We start from the raw sequence: 21,560 nt of genomic DNA, 5'->3' as shown, positions 1-21,560 counted from the left end.
TATTATGGTAATTGGGCAACCCACTCGTCATCGTACACTAAATCCAAATAGCGGTCCCCGCGATCAGGCAGGAGCGTAACAAGCCGCAGCGGACGATCGGGCAGAGCTTCCAATGAAGGAAGCAGCTTGCGAATGGCCGCCATGACGGAGCCCGATGAACCGCCGGCGAATATGCCTTCCTTGAAAAGAAGCTCACGGCAGCCCTCTGCGGATTCCCTGTCATTTACGTGAATCACGCCGTCGATTTCAGCGCGGTTCAATATTTCGGGGACACGGCTTGCGCCGATTCCCGGAAGCTCCCGTTTGCCTGGAGCCCCTCCAAACAGGATCGAACCGACTGCATCGACGGCAATAACCTTCAGATGAGGAAATTTTTCGCGCATTTTTCGGCTGGTCCCCATAATACTGCCTGAGGTGCTGACACCGGCAATCAATAGATCTGCGCGGTCAAGAGCATCTGTAATTTCTGTTCCCGTGCCTTCGTAGTGAGCTTTCCAGTTATTCTCGTTTGCATATTGATTAATCCAGAATGCGTGCGGTACCTGCCTCAGAAGTTCGTTTACCCTTCGAATTCGGGTCATCAAATACCCGCCTTGATCGTCGCGTTCCTCGACCATTTCAATCTGTGCGCCCATCTGGCGTAAAATGTTCAGGTTCGTGCTTGCGATTTTAGGATCAACCACGCAGGTCACGGACAATCCGTAGATGCGCGCCATCATAGCGAGAGCCACGCCTAGATTGCCTGAGGTACTCTCGATAATATGTGTCCTGGAATCAATCGCACCGGTCCTCAGTCCCTGCTCGATAATGTACCTGGCTGGCCTATCCTTCATGCTGCCTCCCGGGTTCATATATTCCAGCTTGGCAATAACCTGCACGTGCTTTTCCGGAAACAGCCTGCTTAAATGTACGAGCGGAGTCCGCCCTACACATTCGGCAACGGAGCCTTTTACTGAAGCCGTCTTTGCGTCCGCATGCAGTATAGATGACATCGTTATTCCTCCTCCTGAACCGCTACTTACAAAAGAATGATAATGATTATGATAATCATTATCATTCTTTGTGGCTTTATCGTAGCATACCGGAGAAATGAGCGTAAATTCTCCGAACAGATAATCCTAATGATTCGATTGGAGTAATTTTGTGATTTATGGGATAGAAAATAGCATGAACGGAACGATCATCCGTTTCGTATTACTGTCTCGGGGAAAAGCATTTGCTTGAGAGTATAAATAAAGTCTGCGCCGGAGCATTCGATCTCCAATGTTTTTTTGATGTTTTGCATATGTTTTTTGACGGTATTCTCTGAAACGCAGCACTCATTTGCAATTTTTTTAATGGAATAGTGATTGCACAACATGACGGCAATCTGGTGCTGCCGCTCGCTCAGCTTCGAACCGTGCATGTACGGACGAACCGAAACCTGGTTTCTCGAAACCGGTGCGTAGGCGTTCGAACTTAACGGCTCTTCCTTGAACCCTCCAGCCGGTGCGGCATACTCCAGCGTAATTTTTACTTGCTCGCCAATGTTCATGGCCGATACGGCTCTGACGATCAAGCTATGTAAACGAGCTAGTTTTTCCTGTTCGCCCGCATTTTGAATGTGAGAATCCACCGTAAGCTTCAAGTTTCTAACAGCCATCATTTCATCTCTCCCATGGAAGTCCGGTCATCATCGCCCGTTCACAGCGGGTATTAATTCCTAAAGGTATCTCCCGGATTTCATTGATTTTGATTTTTAAGAATAAAAGGATATGGCTGCGCCATTCCCGAGACCGTTTGCTTCACTTTTGTTTTACTTGGGATCATCTCTAGCCTGGTGTTTCAATGAAGCAATGCAAGCATACAGTTTCGGCGTCTAGCGTGAAGATAGGTAAGGTTGGTTATTTACCAACAAAAACGCCTCTCGGCGTCTTTGATGTTGGGCAAGGGGGTACTGAGATAAACCTCTATCGAGGTCTTTCAAAGATGAGCGACCTTAAAGTTTTGCTAAAGCAAAACTCATTTCGTAAGCATGGTAGGTTTATTCGCCAATCTGAATGCTCTTCATACGCGCTTTAGCGCTGTAAAGAACTTAAACATTTTGATGTGGTAAAATCGTCACATGCCGCCCGCAGCCAATACAAGCAGCCTTCTGCCGTCTCCTCCAGCTTAAGACTAGGTTGCATTAATCCGTTGTACGTCCGGATGCTTCAAGCCAAAATGCTCCCTAAGCGTACGGCCGCTGTATTCGGTACGAAACAATCCCCGTCTCTGGAGCTCCGGCACGACACCGGTAACAAAGTCTTCCAAACCGCCAGGGAAATACGGGGGCATCACATTGAACCCGTCGGCCGCCCCGCTTCTGACCCACTCTTCCATCACATCGGCGACTTGTTTCGGAGTTCCCACCGTCGTAAAATGCCCCCTAGCAGCGGCAGTGCGGTGAATTAACTCCCGGATTGTCAAGTTCTCCGCTTTAACCATTTCCACGAGCATCTCGAATCGCGCTTTCTGTCCCTTAACTTCGTTGAGAGCGGGTAAGTCGTGCAAAGGTACGGGCCCGTCAAGCGGATAGCGGTGCAAATCGATTTCAAGAGAGTTCGACAAGCGGATAAGCCCAAAATCGGGTTTAATGAGACTTGTGAGCATCGCCTCTTTCTCTCGAGCTTCCGATTCCGTCGCCCCGATAATGGGGCTGAAGCCAGGCAATATTTTCAATTCATCCGCATCTCTGCCGAATTTCGCCATTCTCCCTTTCAAATCCGCATAGAAAGCCCTGGCATGCTCTATGGTGTCCTGAGCCGTAAATACCAGCTCTGCAGTCTCTGCAGCTAATTCCTTGCCCGCATCGGAGGACCCCGCTTGTACCAGGACTGGAAACACCTGAGGCGATCTAGTGACGTTCAAAGGACCTTGTACGGAATAATATCTTCCTTTATGGTTTAGCGGGTGAATTTTACGATAATCGGTGAATAAGCCGCGCTCCTTGTCTGCTAGTAACGCGTCCTTTTCCCAGCCGTTCCATAAGCCTTTAACCACGTCAAGAAATTCCCTTGCTTGCTCATAACGCTCGCTGTGCTCAGGATGACGCTCCCTTCCGAAATTAACGGCCGTCACGTCGCCTACCGATGTAACGCTGTTCCAGCCCGCTCTGCCTCCACTGATATGATCCAGCGAAGCAAACATGCGTGCGGCATTGTACGGCTCCGTATAAGTTGTGGAGACGGTGCCGATTAGACCGATCCGCTCTGTGTTCATTGCAAGTGCAGATAACATGGTAAGCGGCTCCAGTCCTCCCCCGATTTTGTGTTCAATGGCGGGTGTCAGGACAAGAGCGTCAGCGATGAATAAGGAGTCCATCTTCGCTTGCTCCGCCATCCGGGCGAGCTGGGTATAATAATGAATGTCCGCTACAGCTTCAGGCCTAGTGTCAGGATGCCGCCAGGAAGCTTCATGATGGCCTGTATTCAGTACAAATAGGTTCAAGTGCATCGTTTTGAAGGGTTCGCTCATTCGTTTGGCTCCTTTACTTTTCGTTGGGCAGAGGGCGGTGACCGCAGCCCGGAATATCTTCTACTCCGCGCCGTGCAAGCTTCGGGGAAGCGAACAGCCCGACCAGCAGGCCACCTGCGGCGATAGCAGCTCCGTGCAAAACGAACAAACCGGAGGTGGTCAACATGGTTCCCAGTAGACCGCTAGTCATAGGACCTGCGATTTGTCCTGTAAATAAAATACTGCGCGTAAAACCTAATCTCGTTCCCAGCTCCCCCTCCGGCGCAGATCTTGTGACTACGAGAAAAACCGATTGTACAAGCGCGCTGGAGGCCGCTCCTTGCACAACCCGGCTGGACACTAGCCATTCCATTCCCGGTGCTAACGCTTGAAGGACAATCGCGACTCCGCATAATGCGGCGGCGAGGGCATAATTGCGATGAACCGGGCTTACATCGTTTCGACGCCCCCACCAGGAAGAGGTGAGCCATACGGCAGCCCAAAGTACGGCTTGTAAAATACCTACCCATACGGCCGTCTGAGCTGATGTGCCGATATAAGGCTTCAGATGCAGCGGCAGAACGGGGAGCAGCCCGAAGATGCCGAAGTTAGCTGTGATTCCTGCCAAGAGAAACAGACGCAGCTCACGTTTATGGAGCAGCCCTCGCAACGGGGCTGTTATGCCGGTTTGTGTCACGGCAGCTGTTCTTTTCTCCGACTGCCTCTCCTTCAACAGAAACGCGCATAGTATCGTCCATAGTGCTAGCAGGATGGCTAAGGAGTGAAGGATATAACGGAACCCGATGGCGCCCATCAGGACCCCCCCGAGCAACGGTCCTAGCATTGAGCCAGCAGCAAGAGCTCCCTCCAACTTACCGCGTGCCTTCCCCTGTTCCTCTTTGCCTGCTTGGGAGGCTGCGAAAGCTCCTACGGCATCGACAACCCCTCCCAAGGCCCCTTGAAGAAAACGGAGAAGAAACAGCTGAAACGGTGTGTTGGCTAAGCCCATCGCTGCCAGTACGCAGGCGGAGGATCCCAGTGCCCGAATCACCATCCATTTGCGGCTGGTGACGTCGCCAAGCCTGCCCCATAACGGGGCCGTCAATGCGGCCGATACTGCAGGAGCCGTCAAGCCCAAGCCGCTCCATAGCAGAACCGCGGCCTGGTCACCTGCGCCTAATTGCTCCATATAGAACGGCATTAAAGGAGCAATCACCATCGAGCTTAAAACAGACAAAAAATGGCTGCCCCATAGCAATCCAAAATTGCAACGAAACGAATTGGTCATATCACTGGAAACTGCTTAAGGCAGCTGTCCTTCGTCACCCCGCCCCCTCTACATTGATAATGATTATCATTTTTATCCCTCCCCGTGAATTATCTTATCATGGTTAATGTGGGACGAGTATGCTCTAATCGTATAGTTTTGGGTAATCCAATCGGAGTACGCGTCCCTCTGCAGGCAACGTGCCCGGGGACAGACATCCTTTTCATGTCCCCTTCATCCTCGTGCCTTACGCAATTCCTGTTTTGCCTTAAAGTCATGCCGTCCAATGATCTTTCGGCCTTTGCCATGCGGAACACATACAGGCGTACCAAAGAGAGGATCCGTGCCGATCTCGCAATCCATGCCGAATACGTCCTTAATCATCTGCTTCGTCATAATCTCCTCCGGCAGCCCTTGTGAATGGATTCCTTTGTTATGTACGGCAATGATATGATGCGCGTACCGGCAGGCGAGGTTCAAGTCGTGGAGCACCATGACGATCGTTCGCTGCTCTTCCTGATTAAGATCGTACAGCAGATCCAAGATTTCCACTTGATGCGCCATATCCAGATAGGTGGTCGGTTCGTCCAACAGCAGCACCTCCGTATTTTGCGCCAGCGTCATAGCGATCCAGGCCCGCTGCCGCTGTCCTCCCGAGAGGGAGTCAACCGCCCGGTCCTGCAGCGACTCCAGATGCGTCATCCGAAGTGCTTTGTCCACTTGGTGCTCATCCTCCTCCGACCATTGCTGGAACAGCTTCTGGTGCGGATAACGGCCAAGCCGAACTAACTGCAGCACAGTTAATGCCTCGGGCAGCACAGGTCCCTGCGGTAAAACCGCCATTTGCCTGGCTACCTCCTTGGTAGACATCTGGGAAATGCCCCGGCCATTGAGAAGGATCGCGCCCTGCTCAGGCTTCAGCAGGCGGGCGAAGGAACGGAGCAGCGTCGATTTCCCGCACCCGTTGCTTCCGATCAAGATGCTGATTTTTCCTTGCGGAATTTGCAAATCAAGCTGATCGATAATGAGCGCAGCGCCATAAGAAAGCGATAACGATTGAGCGGCTAGCTTATTCATAATGGATGCATATCCCCTTTCTATTCCGTCTGTTTTTTCTTTGTCTTGATCAGCAGGTACAAAAGCAAGGGCGCCCCGATCACGGCCGTGAACACCCCAGCAGGTACGTCGCGAGGCGCAAACACCGTGCGACCGATAAGATCGGCGGCAATCAGCAGTATGGCTCCGACGATAGCCGAGCAAATCAAGAGAAGGCCGTGGGAGCCACCTACCAGCTTGCGGGACAGATGCGGCGCCATCAGCCCAACAAAGCCGATTCCACCGACAAAAGCAACGGCAGAGCCCGACAGGGCCGCGGCCGTCACGAGGAGCGCGAATCGCTGCAGCTGAATTCGGCCTCCCAGCACAACCGGCAGCTCATTGCCGAGAACTTGGATGTTCATCCGGCCTGCCAGAACAAACAACAGCGGAATGAACAGCAAGAGCCAGGGAGCGAAGAACTTCACGGAGGTCCAGGTGGCGCCATACACTGTTCCTGTGATCCAAATTTTTGCCTGACTCGTGACAAATATCGGACTGAATACGAGAAAAAGTGTCTTAAGCGCTTCAAGCAGCGCGCTTACGCCCAATCCGACCAGAATCATGCGCAGCGGTGATACGCCCTTTTTCCAGGCTCCAAAATAAATAATCGCCGATACCACAGCCGCACCGGCAAAAGCAAATAGCGGCATCCAGACAATACTCGTCTTGACCTGAAAAACTGCCAAATAGAGTACCGCCATCATCGCCGCCCCGCTGGTGACGCCAATCACGTCGGGAGAGGCCAGCGGGTTGCGGACGACCGCTTGCAGAATGGTGCCAGCCAGGGCTAACGCCATCCCTGCCATTCCAGCCAGCAATATCCTCGGCAGCCGAAAGTTCAGAATGATGTTCGCTTCCATCGTGCCCGTGCCCATCCCGAGCATGACTTGGATCGTCCGCAGCGGTGAGATATAGAGCGTGCCTATGCCTACGCTAAAGACAGCAAGCAATGCTAGCATAAGGAGCAGGAGTAGTGACATCCAGGCGCTTTTTTTCTCAAAAATAAAGGATAGCTTTGGCCGCGGCCATCGAATCGTAGCATACCGGCTGCTCATTTAGTTAACAGCTCCTTTCGGGCCAGATGAATAAAGAAGGGAGCTCCAACAATAGCTGTCATGACGCCGACAGGTACTTCCTTGGGAAAAGCAATGAATCGCGCACCGATATCCGCCGCAAGCAGGAGCACCGAACCAAGAATGGCACAATACGGGAGAACGAAGCGGTAGTCGTTACCAACCAGCCCTCGAACCAAATGCGGGATGACGAGTCCGACAAAGCCGATCGGTCCCGCCAATGAAACCGCTCCTCCTGCCAGGAGTACGATGACCAGCAAGGAAACCAGCTTCACACGAAACGTATTTTGACCAAGACCGGTAGCTACCTCTTCCCCTACTGCTATCACATTCATGGCTTTGCTTAGCAGGAATGCACTTAACAGCCCGATTAGGCAAAACGGAAGCATCGTGAGGATCTGCTCCATCTTCCTCCCCTCTACGGAGCCGGCCAGCCAGAAAAAGACGCTGTCCAGCGTCTTCTCATCCGAGATTAGCATTGCTGACGTAAACGAAGAGAACAGGGCGGCCATGGTCGCTCCGGCCAATGTGAGCTTGAGTGGCGTGATGCCTTCGCGCCCCACCGAACTGACCGTATACACCGATACAGCCGCGACAGCCGCTCCCGTTAGGGCGAACCAGATCAGCTCCCCTTGGCTGGATAACGACAAGAATGTCACGCCCGTAACGACAAAAAAACCAGCGCCCGCATTCACGCCCAGTATACCGGGAGAAGCCATCGGATTGCGGGTCAGCGCCTGCATCATCGCCCCAGACACCGCTAATGCCGCACCGACCAATAAAGCAACGATAGCGCGAGGCACACGAATATCCCGAATAATGACCTGAGCGTTTGATCCATCAGCCTGCTGGAACGCTCGCCAAACCATGGACCAAGTCGTATCCGCATACCCGTATACAATGCTTGCCGCAAATAGCACGACGAGAAGTAGTAAACTCACAACGATTCCTATCATTTTGGATCCTGTATTTTGAAGTATCATCCTACGTAACCCTTCTATATAAAATGAAAAGCTAGAAACCCGCATAGGAATCCGTTACCGGATGCGGGTAAGCTGCATTAATTCAATATATATTTCGCCAGATCATCCAACAGTAAGTTTGCTGAAATGATGCCGCCGGAGGAATTCCAAATCCCATCGTTCACTTTAAACGCTTTACCTTTTTTAACGACATCCAGGTTCTTCCATAATGTTTCTTCCTGCCATGCTTTTTCGGTTTTGGTTGTTTCTCCCTTCTCGTCTTCCAGTGTAAAGTAGAATAAGATGTCCCCTTCCAAATCCGGTATGCGCTCTTTGCCGATAATGTCGGCGAATGTAGGCTTATCTTGAATTTCTGGACGCTTCAGACCCACTTGCTTCAATATACCGCCTGCAAACGTATCGTTATAATAAATGCGCACTTTATCGCCAATATAGAACCGGACAAGCGAAATTTTGGTGTTGATTTTATCACCCAGCTTCGCACACAGATCCTTGATCTTATTATCAAAATCAGCAAGCTGCTTATCGCCTTCAGCCTTCCTGTTCAATGCTTCCGCATATATTTTGAAATTGATCAGCGCATCCGAATTCGTCCGCTCGGAGAAGATGGTCGGCGCGATACTTGTTAGCTGGTCGTATATTTTTTCCTGACGAAGCTTGTTGCCGATAATCAGATCCGGCTTCAAGGCAGCTATAGCTTCCAGGTTGGGCTGATTCTCATCCCCTATGATCTGCACGCCCTCGAGCTGGCTCTTTAAATGATCGTAGTACGGCTGCACACCCCAGGCTTTGACCATACCGACGGGCTTAAAGCCTAGCGCCAGCGATGCTTCCACCGCATCATTAACCAGTACGACCACTCTCTTTGGCGTTCCTTTTACCGTGGTTTCCCCCATCGCATGCTTTACGGTGTAGGGTGCACCGGCATCAGGCTGCTGACCGCCTGCTTGCCCTACCGTTTTGGCGGCACTGTCCGCAGCAGGTGTGTTCGCTGTTGTTGAGCCGCATGCGGAAACGATCAGTATCAGCGACAGAAACAGCATCGTAAAAATTGCGCGTTGCGGATATTTCTGAATCATGAAGTTCTCTCCCCTTGTTTGTTGATAATGATTCTTGTTATCATTATTGGTATAGTGTAATACGTACTGGAAGAATCGTCCATGTCCTGAAGTATCCGTTTTATTGCACAAATCTACCTCTTTTAGATAGGAGCTGACGTGTTTTGGCCTTATCCATTCACCATAAGAGACCCTATACAATGTATCTGCTTTCCTCCGTGCGAAAATACGAGCGAGCCCATGCGGTTCGCTTGCGTCGAAGTCCTCTCCCCGTGCCTATGCTTTGCTGGATCGCCAAAGGGAGCGGGACCGCAGCTATCGACGGGACGGTTTATTCTGTACAGCCGCAGCAGCTGTGGTTCCTGCCTGCAGGCAGTCATTTGGAGGTGTCCGTTACAAGCCAAGAAACCGTGTATTATGTGGTGCTGTTCGAAGCATTGCAGGCAGAGAGGCGGCGGGGACAATGGGAGTTAGCCCCATTAAGCGGCGGCACTTCCCGATCGTCCCTACTCCCTCCTGGCCCTCAGCCACTCCAGAATCCCCAAGAGGTGGAGCGCAAAATCGAGCAGATGTATGCCCTTGGCAGGGAATACCAGATGGATTTGGTCAGCTCCGATGACGCAGCCTTGGTACGGTCGTCTCCTGTCGATTCAAACCTGCTGCTTCAATCTCTTGTTGAGCTGGTTCTCCGTTCAGCCCCGCTTCAGCATGCGAACCGGCCCCCCGATCCTGGTTTGGATGTATGCATTGCCTATATGCACGAGCATTTTCAGGAAAAGATCAGCCGCAATACGCTGGCAGGCCTGGCGAAGCTGACGCCTAACGCTTTTTGCCGCAGCTTTAAACGCACCACAGGACAATCGCCTACCGATTATTTAAACAGCCTTCGGATTGAGAAGGCCAAGCAGCTCCTCTCGCCATCCGTCTCTATCAAAGAAGTAGCCGTTGCCGTCGGTTACGGAAGTGAGTACTATTTCAGCCGCATCTTCAAAGAAACAGTGGGCTTGTCCCCCTCTCACTTTATTAAAAGAGAGCGTTTGAGGGTGGCGACCGCATCCCGATGCGGCTTTCATGAGAACCTCTCCTCCATGGGCATGGAGGCGGTAGCTGCTGTAGATTGCTACAGATATCCGTGGATGAACGACCATGAATACAGCTGCCAGTTATTATCTCAGTTGGAGCAGCTGCGTCTGGCCAAACCGGATTTGATTATTGCGGATTTCGCCCAGCGGTCGTGCTATGAAGAGTTCAAGCGGATTGCTCCAACGGCGTTTATCGAACATGGGCTGGATTGGCGGGCGACATACCGCCAGCTTGCCGAGCTGGTCGGACGCGAGAAAGAAGCCGAGCAAAGCATGGCTCGACTGGATGTGAGTATAAATGAAGCGAAGGGGCTTCTGATGGCATCCCCCGGGAATAACAGCAGCGTTGCTGTTGTTCAACTTTTGCCGCAGCGGATCCGTGTTCAAGGGACGATCCTCCATCCATTGAACGAATTGATTTATCAGGAACTCGGGCTGCTGCCCGGGTCCGGGGTACCGAGGAATAAAATGCGGGATGAGAGGCTTTCGGGAGAGGTGACCAGACTGGAAGCGGATCACCTATTCGTCATCAAGCTGGATACTCCCCCCCTCATGAGCAGGGAATCCGAAACGCAGCAGCCACAAGCGAAACCATTCGATTTGAATCCGCCCGGTCATAATCGGAAAATCCATCTCATTCCGAATTGGCTTGTCATGAGTTGGACCCCCCAGGGAAGAAGATGCATCGCTGAGGAGCTGGTGAGCAGCTTGTCTAAGAATTAACATCTATATTGTTAGATTAAGCCCGTAGAAGAGATCGTAGGGAAAGTATCAGGTGCAGCTCAAAATCTTGTTTTTACCTTAGATATTGAAAATGCAGCTTGTGCTAACCGCATGGAACCGATTCGCCTTGCTACCATGATATTCCTTCTCTACGATGTTTCTTGTGTGGATATATCACCATCCCAGAGTTCAATAGGAACATCATCAAGCACATCATGATACTCATGATTCCCATCAATGAACAAGGTGGCAATTGGCTTCTCCTAATGGAGCCGCTTCAGCCAGTACTGATCTTAATTACTTATTATTGTTGTGGTCTGCGTTTACTTGCTCTAGAACCTCCCTCATTTATGGAGTTATAGCAAAACAATTCTCTATATCATTTTCTTCTTCAAGTGCCCAATAAATGATTTTATTTTTATGAATAGTGAAGTGTTTTAACAGAAAGTATCTAATTTTTGTCCATACAAGATCTGGTACATTCCCGCCAGATAAATAGTCATCATATGAAGCGATAATCAATGCCATAAGTGCGAACCGTTCATTTTCATTAAGGTCTTGCTTTTCATAAAAAATGATAAATTCCAGTACTCTCGACGAATCAGTTATTTCGAGTTCCCAATCTTGCCTAAACGGCTCAAGAGTAGGTAAATCTAATTTACTTGTAAGACTTTTAATCGCTGCTCCCGTGATGTATAATGGACTTTCATCCTCCATTTTTACCCTCCGTTCTAATTATCTAGCATCCGTTGAAATGTCCATTTTATAAACTTATCGCGCAACAAAAAACACAGTATTTTTTACTTTGTTTTTATCATTCTTTCCTGTAGTTCCTTGTAATACACTATCCCCAAATCTGCATATAATCAGAACCTGCTTATGAAATCTTAATTTCATTCAGACATATATTCTTTCAGGCAGCGTTCAATGAATTCCTCGTAATTAGGTAATTCATGAGTCAACCAAACTCTTCCTGATTTAGACGGTTTATAAGCAACATTCGAGCTATTGGCGAAATGGGATGCCCAACCAATAATATCCTTTGAACTATCATAACCCAAAAAATATATTGGTTCGATTGCTTTCTTTAACAGCGGCTCAATGATTTGGGGGTTGTATTTCGCAATTGACGAAAGAATGGAGAAATATCCCTCTGCAGCTGATTCGCAATTGTAACTCGGAAGCCACGTAAGAAACTTTTTGACGATTTCGTTATCAACCAAGGATGCGTCTCCAACTTCAATCCTTCGTTGTATAAGTTCCATATCACTATGCTTAATCACGGAAAATCCCCTCTCCATGAAACTTCCATTTTATCTTAACGATTTCCTTACGGTTACATAACTGCTCGGAGTTACTTTACCCTATGGAATCTATGAATACTCATTCAATCCCACGAAATCTAATTGCTTATCTATTATCGTTGCGGTGAGATACACGCCATCGCCGCCATATGCAAGATGTATTTCTGGCGGGTCATGATTTTCATTAATAATAAGAGAAAATGACACTACTTGCTGTTCCTTAAATACTGTAAGATCTGCCTGAGGTGGTAGATTGTTTTCCACCAACATATTGATACTCTCTATATTTTGTTCTAGCCAGAGCAGGGTATTTTGAATCATAGGGAAGGTTTTTTTAAAATCTTCATCCGAACAAGCTGTTTTAAACATGACACCTGAACGATATTGTATATTACCAAGGATATAAATAAATGTAAAAAAGCAATTTCCATAACGAGTAAAATCTTCTATAGCAATCATCTCATCACCAACCTTTTATTATTACTTCTCATAAAAACTATCTTTTTATCGTTCCTTTTAGCAGCCTCTGCCCCAATAATTCCAATCAACAGTCACCCGATTCCAATCCCCTATCGGTTCGGAAAGGTAAAATTCAGGTAAAATTCAGATAAAGTTCAGGTAAAACTTAGCTTATCTTTCCGTTTTGTTCATGTTCCTCTGCTATGATCAAATCTGTGCATTACATCCGCCCCATCCCGGGAGTCAACTTCGATTGGAGGGCTTTACATATGAGCTTATGGGGGATGATTGATTCCGTCAAGTGGTTCACCGTTTATGACCTGCTAATCTCCATCATCACGATCGGCGTTTTAATCTGGTACTCCGTGCCGATTCGAGTCCATTACAGATGGCTTGATTTTATGCCTAGCGTCGGAATGCTGCTCGTTGCGGCCAGCATTATCAGCGGAGACCTTGATTTTTTTACTTTGTCGAACCTGATCTATTTGCCGGCCGTGATCGTCTTCTTATGCACGGTGAAGAAAGTGTTTAAACCGACACACACGATAAGGGTTCCGAAGTACCGGGCGCTTCGGGTCATCCTATGTGTATGCGCGGCGGCGCCGATCGGCCTCGGGCTTACGGTGGCGGGGGAACTCAGGTACAACCCGACAAGCCATTTCGGCAATATGAGCTACGCTTCGGCTTTTGTCAAAATGAACGAGCGTTTGTCGGTCGAATACCCGTTCGGGGAATGGAAGAAGATCGATTGGAACGCTCTCAGGCAAAAATACGAGCCGATCTTCCAGCAAGCCGACAGCAACAAAGACAGAGCCTTGTACGTGAAGACACTGAAAGAATATGTTTGTTCCATTCATGACGGACACGTTACTCTTTACAATGAAGAGGACATGAAAAAAGAAGTCGGAGGCAGCTTCGGGATCGGCATCATTCGCCTGGACGACGGCTCGGTGTTCGTCCGTTCCGTTGTTTCGGACAGTACGGCTGCCCAGAACGAGATCAAAGTCGGGGCGGAAATTGTGAATTGGGATCGGAAGAACGGCAAAGACGCTTTGCAAGACCTCGGTTGCACCATGACCTCTACGGCAACGGAGCAAGGCAAAATTAATAATCAAGAGCTGTTTATGACTCGAGGGCCAGTCGGAAAAACAATAGAAGTCGGGTTCAAAAATTGGGGCGAGCAAGAAACGAAAACGGCCACCCTGACCGCTTTCGACGATCAATTCAAATCGCTTAGATCAAGCGCGTCTGACAGCGAGCCGATTACCGGCAAGCTGCTGGATAACGGCTATGGCTATGTCAAAATCACCGCCTTCCCGTCTGACCCAATCGGAAAACCGGAGAAACCGCTGGAGGATCTGCTGAAGCTGTATCAGAAGGAGCAAGCCAAAGGACTGATTCTCGATCTTCGCGACAATAAAGGCGGCGAGGATGATCTCGTCGCCATAATAGCGGGATATTTCGTCCCGGAAAAGAAACTGTACGAATACACGAGCTATTATAACCGTTATATGAAGAAATTCGAGATCAACCGCAACGAAACGCGCATGATCAAGCCTGCCAGCAATGTGTTTACCGGGAAAATAGCGGTTTTGATCAACAGTCGGACGGTTAGCTCCGGCGAAGGACTCCCTCTTGTGATGAAAGGGATGCCTAACGTCAAATTGATCGGGTTTACTGGTACGAACGGCTCGTTCGGAATAGTGTCGAGCCGCATTACGATCAACATGCCGGAAGGATATTCAGCCAACTTTCCGGATGGACGGTCGCTGAATAAAGACAAACAAATTCAAGTCGACAGCAACTATACTGGGCAAGGCGGCGTGGCCCCCGACATCCGAGTTCCCCTGACAAGGGAAACGTTTAAACAAGTCTACATTGACGGGCAAGACGTCTTGTTGAACGAAGGGCTCCGTTGGTTGGCCAACTAATGTGATTATTGCCCATTTCTTCCTATAAAAAGGTTCCGAGTCTTTGGTGGAATGGGGAATAAACTCTGAACCTTTACCTGCTGCAATTAATTAAAAATAATAGTAATTAAATTGCCCCCAGGCATTGGAAATCAGCCAGTCCCCTTCCCTGCTCCTTTACATCGTGTCATACAATGTCAGCTCATAGTCGCCCATTTTTTCACTCGGGTCCTATGAATCGAAATTCAGCATTTTTGAGATCGTTACCAGTGTAGTGGAGGTTCAGTTTTTATAGCTGAATTTCTTTATCAAAAAATACAATAGATGCGATTTCCTTATCATTGATAACATTTTCAAAAGCTTTGATCGTAAGCATTTTGTCATTTAGATAATCCAGCAAATGCATTCCGGTAAAAATGCTAGTTGTTTCTGAGGTACCATCTTTATACTTTATCGTGATAGGGTAATTATCCAAATATTCATTTTTGCCAATTTCCTTTAATCGGCCGGCGGCTTCGTTAATCTCTTTCAACGAACTGCTTTCAATCTTTAAAGAAATCGAAATTGGCGAGATGGAGATCGTTTTTAATACTGCCGGATAACCAAACATGTCCATGTCTTGATTGATCTGATAAAGGGTAGAGTACTCCTTGAAATCCAACTTAAATGTGGTTTCCCAAGAACCCGGTATGACCGTTTCAAAAATCCCAGGAAATGGTTCCGCTGCTTGTACGTTTTTGAATTCGAAATGCAGGGTTTGGCCCGCGATTGAATTTTTGGTCATGATACTCATGACCAAGCGAATTTTATTATCATTTGGATTCCCATCATCTAGCACCTTAAATCCTGTACTAAAACTCTGATTTGTATTAATCATAGGTTCCTCAAAACGGTATCGCGCTGCATTTAGAACAGTGCCCTCTGGAGCAGTGAAGTCCATTAAGAGATAGGTAAGATTGCTGTCACCGATAACTTGCTTAATAGTAAGCGATCCGTTCTCATTTGCCACTTGTTTGTCAACCATATAAGCGCCATTTGACAAATATTGCGCCTGCTCCTTATTTACTGGATTAAGAAATTTTAAAAAAGCTTCATCTAATCCCATATATGCCGCTGCAATAGCTGTTGTAGTCAAACAAACCATCAGCACGGCAGCCAGTATTGCAGATCTTAAACGTTTCACGGGAGTAAATCCTCTATAACTTGTATTTTCATTCTGGCTTTGCACTAAAATGTTTTCAAACATCTTTTCTTTTTGTTCGGGTTTTGGCGTAAGAGCTTCAAAAATCCGATTAATATGTATGTTACTCAAGGTAAGTCCCTCCCAAGTCAAGTTTAAGTCGTTTGCGGCCTCGAGATAGTTGTGTTTGGATCGTGCTTTCTTTTTGCCCTAACATAGCTGATATTTCTTTTACCGAGTACTCCTCGAAATAGTAAAGATATAAAACGGTTTTGTATTTTTCGGGAAGCGAAAGCATCTTTGAAAGAACCTTCCTCGGCGGATCCTCTCCATTCCAAGAAGAAACTTCCGGTAAAGCGTCTAAAGCCACACGACGGGTTTTCCACCAATGTTTAAGAATGTCTTTACAGTAGTTTTGGGTAGTTGCAATCAACCAAGCTTTTTCATGCTCGTGGTCGTTGAAAACCGTTTGAGATTTGATCAGTTTTAGAAATACAGACTGAACAGCGTCTTCTGCATCAACGGGATTTTTCAAATATATATAGCACAGTCTGTAAACTAGATCTGCATGCCGTTGATATAGTTCGGCTAATTCTTTATCCGCACGCAATAAAGAATTGTTATTCATTTTTTCGCCTCCTACATACAACACGATTGGTGACTCGAAAATATCCCATTATCCATTGTTTTTTTATAATAAAGTATCGTGAATAGGCATGCTTAGTCACATTTAGCGTTCAAGGAAGTTGATGCCTCACAAGTTTCCCGCTTCCATCACCTTTATTTACACAAAAAAAAGAGGACATTTCCGTTCCCGTGAAACGGATGTCCACATATGTGTGTACAATATATGAAAATACAGTAGCTTCCTAGAAACGTCAACAAAACTTGTGAATTAATACTTAGATGCTACAAAGGTTCATCTGTCATTTTTCCGTCAGGGCTCATAACAAGCAAATAAATTTTATTATCTTTTGGATTTACGTAAGAAACGGAATACATGTGTAATGTTTTGTTTTTCCATCCGATAAATAAATAGGCCCCAAGCTTCTTGTTCTTAAGTCCTTCTTCGTCAATAACGTGATCTGGTATATCTTTACGCAAATAACCTGGTTCCTTAAAAAAGCTATATTTCCAATACGAATCGCTTCCATTTTCTAAATCACCGTTATCATGTGCTATTTCATGTTCTTCTTTAAATAATTTTTGTACTTCTTCTTGTGATAATCCCACTTTAAGCTTCTCTTTAATTTCGTGAACCTGTTTCATGATTAATTGATCTCGTTCCGTTTCCTTTCCTGCTTCTTCCTTTTTTCCTGCCGGCAACAAACGATCTCGTTTAGACTTGAAACGCTGAATAAGAGCTACGGCCTCCGCCCTTGTTACCCTATCGCCACCCTGATATCCTTCAACCGTCTTTGCTGTTTTTCCTTCGATTATGCCGATTCCAAGTAAGTATTCGATAGATTGGTCGATCGTTAATTTTTCACCTGAGGCATTGGCCAGATACTGTGCAGCTTTACCTCTTGACAGAGGAACAGGGGTTTCCTCTGATGTTGGATTGGTAATCTCCCAGCCCATCTTGGATGAAAAGGTAAAATATGGGGTGCTCCAATCAGAGGCATTAGGGTCCGGAATAAACTCCGCTGGCTGGTAAGCTCTGATTAGCATCGCCAAAAATTCAGCTTCCCCAACATGCTGGTCGGGTTTAAATGTCCCGTCTGGATACCCCTCGATGATGTGATTATTTAGAGCCCATTCGATGTTTGAATAACCCCAGAACGTTGTTGTTATATCGTGAAATGCGATATCCTGAGCATACGACGATTGACCGGTAAAGCTGGTTATAGTGGAAGTTATTAACGCGGTTGCAAGCATGACCTTGTACTTTTTCACATGTTCCACTCCTTTGGAGGTAACTTTATCTCTACAATATAAACGCTATTCTGAGGTGTTTTGTTACATCCAAACGGGAATGAAATGTGTGATTTTTTCTTTCTCCTTTTGGGGCCTCTCCAACCCATCTAAGTACAGGAGCAAATCGAAATTAAGCAAGAAAAAAGTTACTGTTGCTTTTACTGCAGGCATTCTCACAATGTGAAAAAGCGGTACCTTTGGGCCGCAGCCTTGAGAAATGGCTTTGTTAACCTTCCTTTGAATGCATGCCCCTTAGGTCAGCTGTTCCGTTTGTTTTTATATAAGGTAGTATGATAGCATTTCGGAATAAGGATCAAAAAAAATGAAATAAGGTGTGTTGCAGATGACAGATTTTAAAATGATTAAAAACCTGTTTCATATTACTGAACGAAACGGGTTTAGTCATGACGAGATACAAATCATTAAAACTATTTTTGGTGAATTGCCTCAGGTGTTTATAGATTATTATTTGGAACTCGGTAAAGACGAGCGACTGAATCATACGCAAGATAGTTTGGTTAAGCCCGAGCAATTCGACTATTTCAAACATAGCGAATACTTAATTTTTTATTGTGAAAACCAGCGTGTCTGTGTATGGGGAATCCATAAGAACGATTTATCAAGGACCAATCCCCCTGTCTATATGAGTTACAATGAAAAGGTATGGCATAAGGAATTTGAAACATTGACCGATTTTTTTCATGCGATGGCCTTTTTGCAAACTGTATTCGCTCTTGAATACGGCTGTGAATCGTTCTATTCCATAGAACAGACGGACTTGGATTTTATTCGTGAGAATTTTAAAAACAAAGGTTTCTCCTTTCGGCATTGGATCGGTATCGAATTTTATGGGAATTACGATGACAGTATCATAACGGTAATGAGAAATGACGATAGTTTTAATTTGATTTATGCTTCAAGCGACAAAGAACATTTTGATGAAATGGATCAGGTTCTTTCGAAACTGGGTGTTGTCATTTGAAATTTTTCTATAGTCACTGCATGTACTTAATCAAACCTTATAAATGAGAAATCGACTCTTTCAGGGCCTCTCTAAAACTTTTCGGAGGACGGCCGATCAAATTAGCTAGAGCAGGATCGGCTTGTGCAAAGTCTCCCTGACGACTCGCCAGAAACATACCCATCCGCATATTTATACTCGTTTCCCTCACGCCTCGTGACATCATGCGGTCCCGAAATTCTTCGTCCGACACAACGATCCGGCGGATGGTTCGCCCCAAGACCTCGGAAGCGATTGTCGCAATCCCATCCATGTCAATGGCCTCGGATCCCGTAAGATTGGGGGTCATGCCATCCAGTTTCTGCTCGCTTATGATCGCCGCCGCAGCCTCGGCCAAGTCGGAGTGGGCTGTCCAGGCAACTGGACCGTCCTCAGGAGCAATCAATTCCCCTGTTTTTATTGCTCCGCCAATCATCATAAGTGCCGAAGCAGTGTAGTAGCCATTACGGAGCGATGTGAAGGCTATACCTGAAGCTTCCAGCAGTTTTTCGGTAGCCGCATGATGAATCATGGGGGCGAAGTGAGATGTCGGGGAAGAGCCCATATGACTTGTGTATAGCACTCGACTGACCCCTGCCTTCTTTGCCGTGTTAATCGCGGTTTGATGCTGCTGAATACCATGCGGGATATCAGCCTCGCCCATGATGCCGGACGAAACGATGAGAACCTGCGATGCCCCCTCAAAGGCATGGTGCAAACTCTCGGCATCGTTGAAGTCGCCCCGACGGACACGAACTCCACGTTCCCGAAGCTCATGTGCTTGAAACGGATTGCGGACGCTGACACCGATCTGCTCGGCAGGTACACGCTTAAGCAACTGTTCTACCACGGCCCGCCCTAATTTCCCGTTGGCTCCGGTAACGATAATCATGGCAAACAACATCCTTTCATTTGTAGGATAGTGCTTATACGCGAACAGTCTTCCCGTTTCTAAATTGCATATTGGGGAATGAAGCGCCGGCGATCTCCTGTTCTGGTATCGCATCTTCGATTTCCCTGATATCATCTTCAGTCAAATGAATATTAAGTGACTGCAAAGCTTCTTGAAGATGAGCCTTCGATACGGTACCAATGAGCGGTATGATGTCTTCGCCTTTGGATAATATCCATGCAAATGCTAGTTGGGATAACGTCATTTGTTTTTTTGCGGCGATCCCACCCAGCTTTTTGGCCAAAGAAACGTTTTTCTCTATATTCTCTTCAAAAAATAATGGAACGTAGCCGCCTTTGCTCTTTTGGATTCGTTCGTCTGTCCAATGACCGGCAAGAAGACCATGAGCTAGCGCCCCAAAAGCAACAACGCCGATGCCCAATTCCCTCGCAGTCGGCAAAATATCTTTCTCGATGCTTCGGTTAAAAAGTGAATATTCGACTTCCACCCAGCTGATCGGATGCGTGGCATGCGCTCTTCTCAGCGTCTCTGCGTCAACCTGACTGACTCCGATCTGCCTGATATAGCCGGCCTTAACCAATTCAGAAATGGCACCGATCGTTTCTTCAACAGGGATACCCAGATCGATTCTCGCGGGCTGATAAAGATCAATATAATCAAGATTGAGTCGTTTGAGCGAATAAGCGAGATAGTTCTTAACATGATGAGGAGAGACATCCAGCCCGTACAAGGAACCGTCGATCGTATTTAATGCCCCAAACTTCAGCGATATAAAATAGTCATCCCTTTTGTACCCCTTCAACGCTTCGGCCTGCACCGTAAAAATCCCCTGTGTTGAGATGATTGATTCCACTCCCAAAGGCAGCATGAATGGCGGAAATGCCAGCACTTTTGACAGCTTCATTGACATTTGACATATGGCCGCAGCCGAGTCCGATTCTGGATAGCTCCAGTCCGTTTTGTTGATCTTTCATCATGACCATCTCCTAAACTTTAAAATATAATGTGTAGTCGTCTACCTAAATGTTTAAAAAAATATAATAATACATGGCAAATTCATCACTTCACATGGCAAATTCATTATTTCGGCGGCTGTTTTTCGACATTTTCAAAAGCACGGGTCAGCAAAGAAGCAAACATGGCTTTTTCGGCATCAGACATCCCTTGAGTGATCAATTCTTCAGATTTCGAGAAGGCATCACTCCTCTCGCTAAGAAATTGTTTGGCTTTGGCCGTTAGATCGATACGGAGGTTGCGTCCGTCGTCAGGGTTGCTGCTGCGCGTGATAAATCCGGATTTTTCTAGACCGTTCAATAAATTTGTCACAGACGGACCGCTTAAAGCCATTGTTTTTTCAAGATACTTTCGATTGATCTCTATATGCTCCTCTATGGATTGATAAATATGTGAGAGAAGAATCGCTTGCGAGCTGTTCAAGCCATGCTCCTTCAGAAGCTGGTCGATAATTTCCCGGACCCGTTGCGCGATAAGCTTAATGTATAGGCTATAGGGGTACATGTCGAAAACGCTTGGCATAAATTTCTCCTTAAATTCATGTAGATGTCTACACTATATATGGTTTTTATTGATTTGTCAATTGAAGTGTCAGATGTACCATTGTGCTGTTGATCTATCGATAACATTCCAGACAATGGTGTTTGCATCCAAGCTGATACATAATATCATTGTTGTTTCAAATAATTCTCGTACTGTTCTTTAGAACCGATAAAAAATGTAGAAGTTGTACCTCTGTCACTGCTATGCGTAGACGCTACATTGTGAAGTTGTTCATGGCTTACTTTTTTTCGCGTACCCTGATTGTCAATATAGTACACCTCTACAGGTCCACTTTTCAATGTAGACGATGTTTTCAACTCACCTGATTGAGGTATGATATAAATGTAAGCATTTCTTTCTTTTTGAAGTGGTGGGCTATCCGATTGTTCAAAAGTAACTTCTACTTGTCCAGTAAAATTTTCGGGTACTTGGTAAATATGGAGCGGATTTTTATTTATTGTAGCAATTAGAAAGACTGCACATATTACCAAGAAGGTTAGGGCTGCAGCTACATATTTTTTCATTGGTTCCCTCCTGTCATATTTACGATGGATTAGCAGTT

Annotated in this window: 22 protein-coding genes; 3 read left to right on the top strand and 19 right to left on the bottom strand. The window is 46.8% G+C overall.

Annotated elements, in window-relative coordinates; genetic code table 11:
• Positions 1-2: 2 nt before the first annotated feature.
• The 8 genes from sbnA to GGC63_RS25745 form a co-directional block, all read right to left on the bottom strand.
• Positions 3-992 (bottom strand): 2,3-diaminopropionate biosynthesis protein SbnA, encoded by a 990-nt coding sequence (sbnA, locus tag GGC63_RS25780; protein WP_192704762.1) that lies wholly within the window; start codon positions 990-992, stop codon positions 3-5.
• Positions 993-1,180: 188 nt separating this feature from the next.
• Positions 1,181-1,645 (bottom strand): response regulator transcription factor, encoded by a 465-nt coding sequence (locus GGC63_RS25775; RefSeq protein WP_192704761.1) that lies wholly within the window; start codon positions 1,643-1,645, stop codon positions 1,181-1,183.
• Positions 1,646-2,157: 512 nt separating this feature from the next.
• Positions 2,158-3,495, bottom strand: a complete 1,338-nt coding sequence (locus tag GGC63_RS25770; RefSeq protein ID WP_192704760.1) for an LLM class flavin-dependent oxidoreductase — start codon at positions 3,493-3,495, stop codon at positions 2,158-2,160.
• Between the two features lie 13 nt (positions 3,496-3,508).
• Positions 3,509-4,762, bottom strand: a complete 1,254-nt coding sequence (locus GGC63_RS25765) for an MFS transporter (protein WP_225948501.1) — start codon at positions 4,760-4,762, stop codon at positions 3,509-3,511.
• Between the two features lie 213 nt (positions 4,763-4,975).
• Positions 4,976-5,818, bottom strand: a complete 843-nt coding sequence (locus GGC63_RS25760) for an ABC transporter ATP-binding protein (protein WP_192704758.1) — start codon at positions 5,816-5,818, stop codon at positions 4,976-4,978.
• Between the two features lie 20 nt (positions 5,819-5,838).
• Positions 5,839-6,894: a FecCD family ABC transporter permease gene (locus GGC63_RS25755; protein WP_192704757.1), complete on the bottom strand. Its 1,056-nt coding sequence runs from the start codon at positions 6,892-6,894 to the stop codon at positions 5,839-5,841.
• Complete coding sequence (locus GGC63_RS25750) at positions 6,891-7,895, bottom strand: FecCD family ABC transporter permease (protein WP_192704756.1); 1,005 nt, start codon at positions 7,893-7,895, stop codon at positions 6,891-6,893. Before GGC63_RS25750 ends, GGC63_RS25755 begins: the two co-directional genes overlap by 4 nt.
• Positions 7,896-7,972: 77 nt before the next feature.
• The gene (locus GGC63_RS25745) at positions 7,973-8,974 is read right to left on the bottom strand and encodes an ABC transporter substrate-binding protein (protein ID WP_192704755.1); all 1,002 of its coding nucleotides are present in this window, start codon (positions 8,972-8,974) and stop codon (positions 7,973-7,975) included.
• A gap of 143 nt (positions 8,975-9,117) precedes the next feature.
• On the opposite strand from GGC63_RS25745, the gene GGC63_RS25740 reads away from it, so the two are divergent.
• On the top strand, positions 9,118-10,758 hold the full coding sequence (locus tag GGC63_RS25740) for an AraC family transcriptional regulator (protein WP_192704754.1): 1,641 nt from the start codon (positions 9,118-9,120) through the stop codon (positions 10,756-10,758).
• 348 nt (positions 10,759-11,106) lie between these two features.
• On the opposite strand, the gene GGC63_RS25735 is transcribed toward GGC63_RS25740, so the two are convergent.
• The 3 genes from GGC63_RS25735 to GGC63_RS25725 form a co-directional block, all read right to left on the bottom strand.
• Positions 11,107-11,475, bottom strand: coding sequence for a hypothetical protein (locus tag GGC63_RS25735; protein ID WP_192704753.1), 369 nt, complete (start codon positions 11,473-11,475; stop codon positions 11,107-11,109).
• Positions 11,476-11,651: 176 nt separating this feature from the next.
• Positions 11,652-12,041, bottom strand: coding sequence for a hypothetical protein (locus tag GGC63_RS25730; RefSeq protein WP_192704752.1), 390 nt, complete (start codon positions 12,039-12,041; stop codon positions 11,652-11,654).
• A gap of 90 nt (positions 12,042-12,131) precedes the next feature.
• Complete coding sequence (locus tag GGC63_RS25725) at positions 12,132-12,521, bottom strand: hypothetical protein (RefSeq protein WP_192704751.1); 390 nt, start codon at positions 12,519-12,521, stop codon at positions 12,132-12,134.
• A 269-nt stretch (positions 12,522-12,790) separates the two neighbouring features.
• On the opposite strand from GGC63_RS25725, the gene GGC63_RS25720 reads away from it, so the two are divergent.
• Positions 12,791-14,452, top strand: a complete 1,662-nt coding sequence (locus tag GGC63_RS25720; protein ID WP_192704750.1) for a S41 family peptidase — start codon at positions 12,791-12,793, stop codon at positions 14,450-14,452.
• A 268-nt stretch (positions 14,453-14,720) separates the two neighbouring features.
• Here the strand turns inward: GGC63_RS25720 and GGC63_RS25715 are convergent, their stop codons facing one another.
• The 3 genes from GGC63_RS25715 to GGC63_RS25705 all read right to left on the bottom strand — a co-directional run bounded on the left by GGC63_RS25715 (position 14,721) and on the right by GGC63_RS25705 (position 17,507).
• Positions 14,721-15,743, bottom strand: a complete 1,023-nt coding sequence (locus GGC63_RS25715) for a DUF4179 domain-containing protein (protein WP_192704749.1) — start codon at positions 15,741-15,743, stop codon at positions 14,721-14,723.
• Complete coding sequence (locus tag GGC63_RS25710) at positions 15,736-16,239, bottom strand: RNA polymerase sigma factor (RefSeq protein WP_192704748.1); 504 nt, start codon at positions 16,237-16,239, stop codon at positions 15,736-15,738. The genes GGC63_RS25715 and GGC63_RS25710 overlap by 8 nt, the downstream gene beginning before the upstream one ends.
• 281 nt (positions 16,240-16,520) lie before the next feature.
• Positions 16,521-17,507 carry an S-layer homology domain-containing protein gene (locus GGC63_RS25705; protein ID WP_192704747.1) on the bottom strand — a complete coding sequence of 329 codons (987 nt, stop codon included), beginning with the start codon at positions 17,505-17,507 and terminating at the stop codon, positions 16,521-16,523.
• A 364-nt stretch (positions 17,508-17,871) separates the two neighbouring features.
• Between GGC63_RS25705 and GGC63_RS25700 the strand changes: the two genes are divergently transcribed.
• Positions 17,872-18,510 carry a hypothetical protein gene (locus tag GGC63_RS25700; protein WP_192704746.1) on the top strand — a complete coding sequence of 213 codons (639 nt, stop codon included), beginning with the start codon at positions 17,872-17,874 and terminating at the stop codon, positions 18,508-18,510.
• Between the two features lie 37 nt (positions 18,511-18,547).
• Here GGC63_RS25700 and GGC63_RS25695 read toward each other — a convergent pair whose 3' ends face one another.
• From GGC63_RS25695 to GGC63_RS25680, 5 genes are all read right to left on the bottom strand, one after another.
• On the bottom strand, positions 18,548-19,420 hold the full coding sequence (locus GGC63_RS25695) for an SDR family oxidoreductase (protein ID WP_192704745.1): 873 nt from the start codon (positions 19,418-19,420) through the stop codon (positions 18,548-18,550).
• 34 nt (positions 19,421-19,454) lie between these two features.
• Positions 19,455-20,258, bottom strand: a complete 804-nt coding sequence (locus GGC63_RS25690; RefSeq protein ID WP_318781125.1) for an aldo/keto reductase — start codon at positions 20,256-20,258, stop codon at positions 19,455-19,457.
• The gene (locus GGC63_RS34675; protein ID WP_225948517.1) at positions 20,221-20,418 is read right to left on the bottom strand and encodes a hypothetical protein; all 198 of its coding nucleotides are present in this window, start codon (positions 20,416-20,418) and stop codon (positions 20,221-20,223) included. Before GGC63_RS34675 ends, GGC63_RS25690 begins: the two co-directional genes overlap by 38 nt.
• Positions 20,419-20,521: 103 nt before the next feature.
• The gene (locus GGC63_RS25685; protein WP_225948511.1) at positions 20,522-20,959 is read right to left on the bottom strand and encodes a MarR family transcriptional regulator; all 438 of its coding nucleotides are present in this window, start codon (positions 20,957-20,959) and stop codon (positions 20,522-20,524) included.
• Positions 20,960-21,123: 164 nt separating this feature from the next.
• Positions 21,124-21,522 (bottom strand): DUF6843 domain-containing protein, encoded by a 399-nt coding sequence (locus GGC63_RS25680; RefSeq protein ID WP_192704743.1) that lies wholly within the window; start codon positions 21,520-21,522, stop codon positions 21,124-21,126.
• Positions 21,523-21,560: the final 38 nt, after the last annotated feature.

It is taken from the genome of Paenibacillus sp. OAS669, from assembly GCF_014873645.1.
GTDB lineage: Bacteria > Bacillota > Bacilli > Paenibacillales > NBRC-103111 > Paenibacillus_S > Paenibacillus_S vulneris.
The sequence above is the reverse complement of the archived record's forward strand: the minus strand, read 5'-3'. Positions and strand labels throughout refer to the sequence as shown.

What these genes read in the sequence shown, in the direction of transcription:
- GGC63_RS25700 (WP_192704746.1), top strand. Translation starts at nt 17,872, where the DNA reads ATGACAGATTTTAAAATGATTAAAAACCTGTTTCATATTACTGAACGA.
- GGC63_RS25770 (WP_192704760.1), bottom strand. Translation starts at nt 3,495, where the DNA reads ATGAGCGAACCCTTCAAAACGATGCACTTGAACCTATTTGTACTGAAT.
- GGC63_RS25775 (WP_192704761.1), bottom strand. Translation starts at nt 1,645, where the DNA reads ATGATGGCTGTTAGAAACTTGAAGCTTACGGTGGATTCTCACATTCAA.
- GGC63_RS25710 (WP_192704748.1), bottom strand. Translation starts at nt 16,239, where the DNA reads ATGAATAACAATTCTTTATTGCGTGCGGATAAAGAATTAGCCGAACTA.
- GGC63_RS25760 (WP_192704758.1), bottom strand. Translation starts at nt 5,818, where the DNA reads ATGAATAAGCTAGCCGCTCAATCGTTATCGCTTTCTTATGGCGCTGCG.
- GGC63_RS25720 (WP_192704750.1), top strand. Translation starts at nt 12,791, where the DNA reads ATGAGCTTATGGGGGATGATTGATTCCGTCAAGTGGTTCACCGTTTAT.
- GGC63_RS25685 (WP_225948511.1), bottom strand. Translation starts at nt 20,959, where the DNA reads ATGTACCCCTATAGCCTATACATTAAGCTTATCGCGCAACGGGTCCGG.
- GGC63_RS25680 (WP_192704743.1), bottom strand. Translation starts at nt 21,522, where the DNA reads ATGAAAAAATATGTAGCTGCAGCCCTAACCTTCTTGGTAATATGTGCA.
- GGC63_RS25735 (WP_192704753.1), bottom strand. Translation starts at nt 11,475, where the DNA reads ATGGAGGATGAAAGTCCATTATACATCACGGGAGCAGCGATTAAAAGT.
- GGC63_RS25745 (WP_192704755.1), bottom strand. Translation starts at nt 8,974, where the DNA reads ATGATTCAGAAATATCCGCAACGCGCAATTTTTACGATGCTGTTTCTG.
- GGC63_RS25750 (WP_192704756.1), bottom strand. Translation starts at nt 7,895, where the DNA reads ATGATACTTCAAAATACAGGATCCAAAATGATAGGAATCGTTGTGAGT.
- sbnA (WP_192704762.1), bottom strand. Translation starts at nt 992, where the DNA reads ATGTCATCTATACTGCATGCGGACGCAAAGACGGCTTCAGTAAAAGGC.
- GGC63_RS25695 (WP_192704745.1), bottom strand. Translation starts at nt 19,420, where the DNA reads ATGATTATCGTTACCGGAGCCAACGGGAAATTAGGGCGGGCCGTGGTA.
- GGC63_RS25755 (WP_192704757.1), bottom strand. Translation starts at nt 6,894, where the DNA reads ATGAGCAGCCGGTATGCTACGATTCGATGGCCGCGGCCAAAGCTATCC.
- GGC63_RS25765 (WP_225948501.1), bottom strand. Translation starts at nt 4,762, where the DNA reads ATGACCAATTCGTTTCGTTGCAATTTTGGATTGCTATGGGGCAGCCAT.
- GGC63_RS34675 (WP_225948517.1), bottom strand. Translation starts at nt 20,418, where the DNA reads ATGATGAAAGATCAACAAAACGGACTGGAGCTATCCAGAATCGGACTC.
- GGC63_RS25725 (WP_192704751.1), bottom strand. Translation starts at nt 12,521, where the DNA reads ATGATTGCTATAGAAGATTTTACTCGTTATGGAAATTGCTTTTTTACA.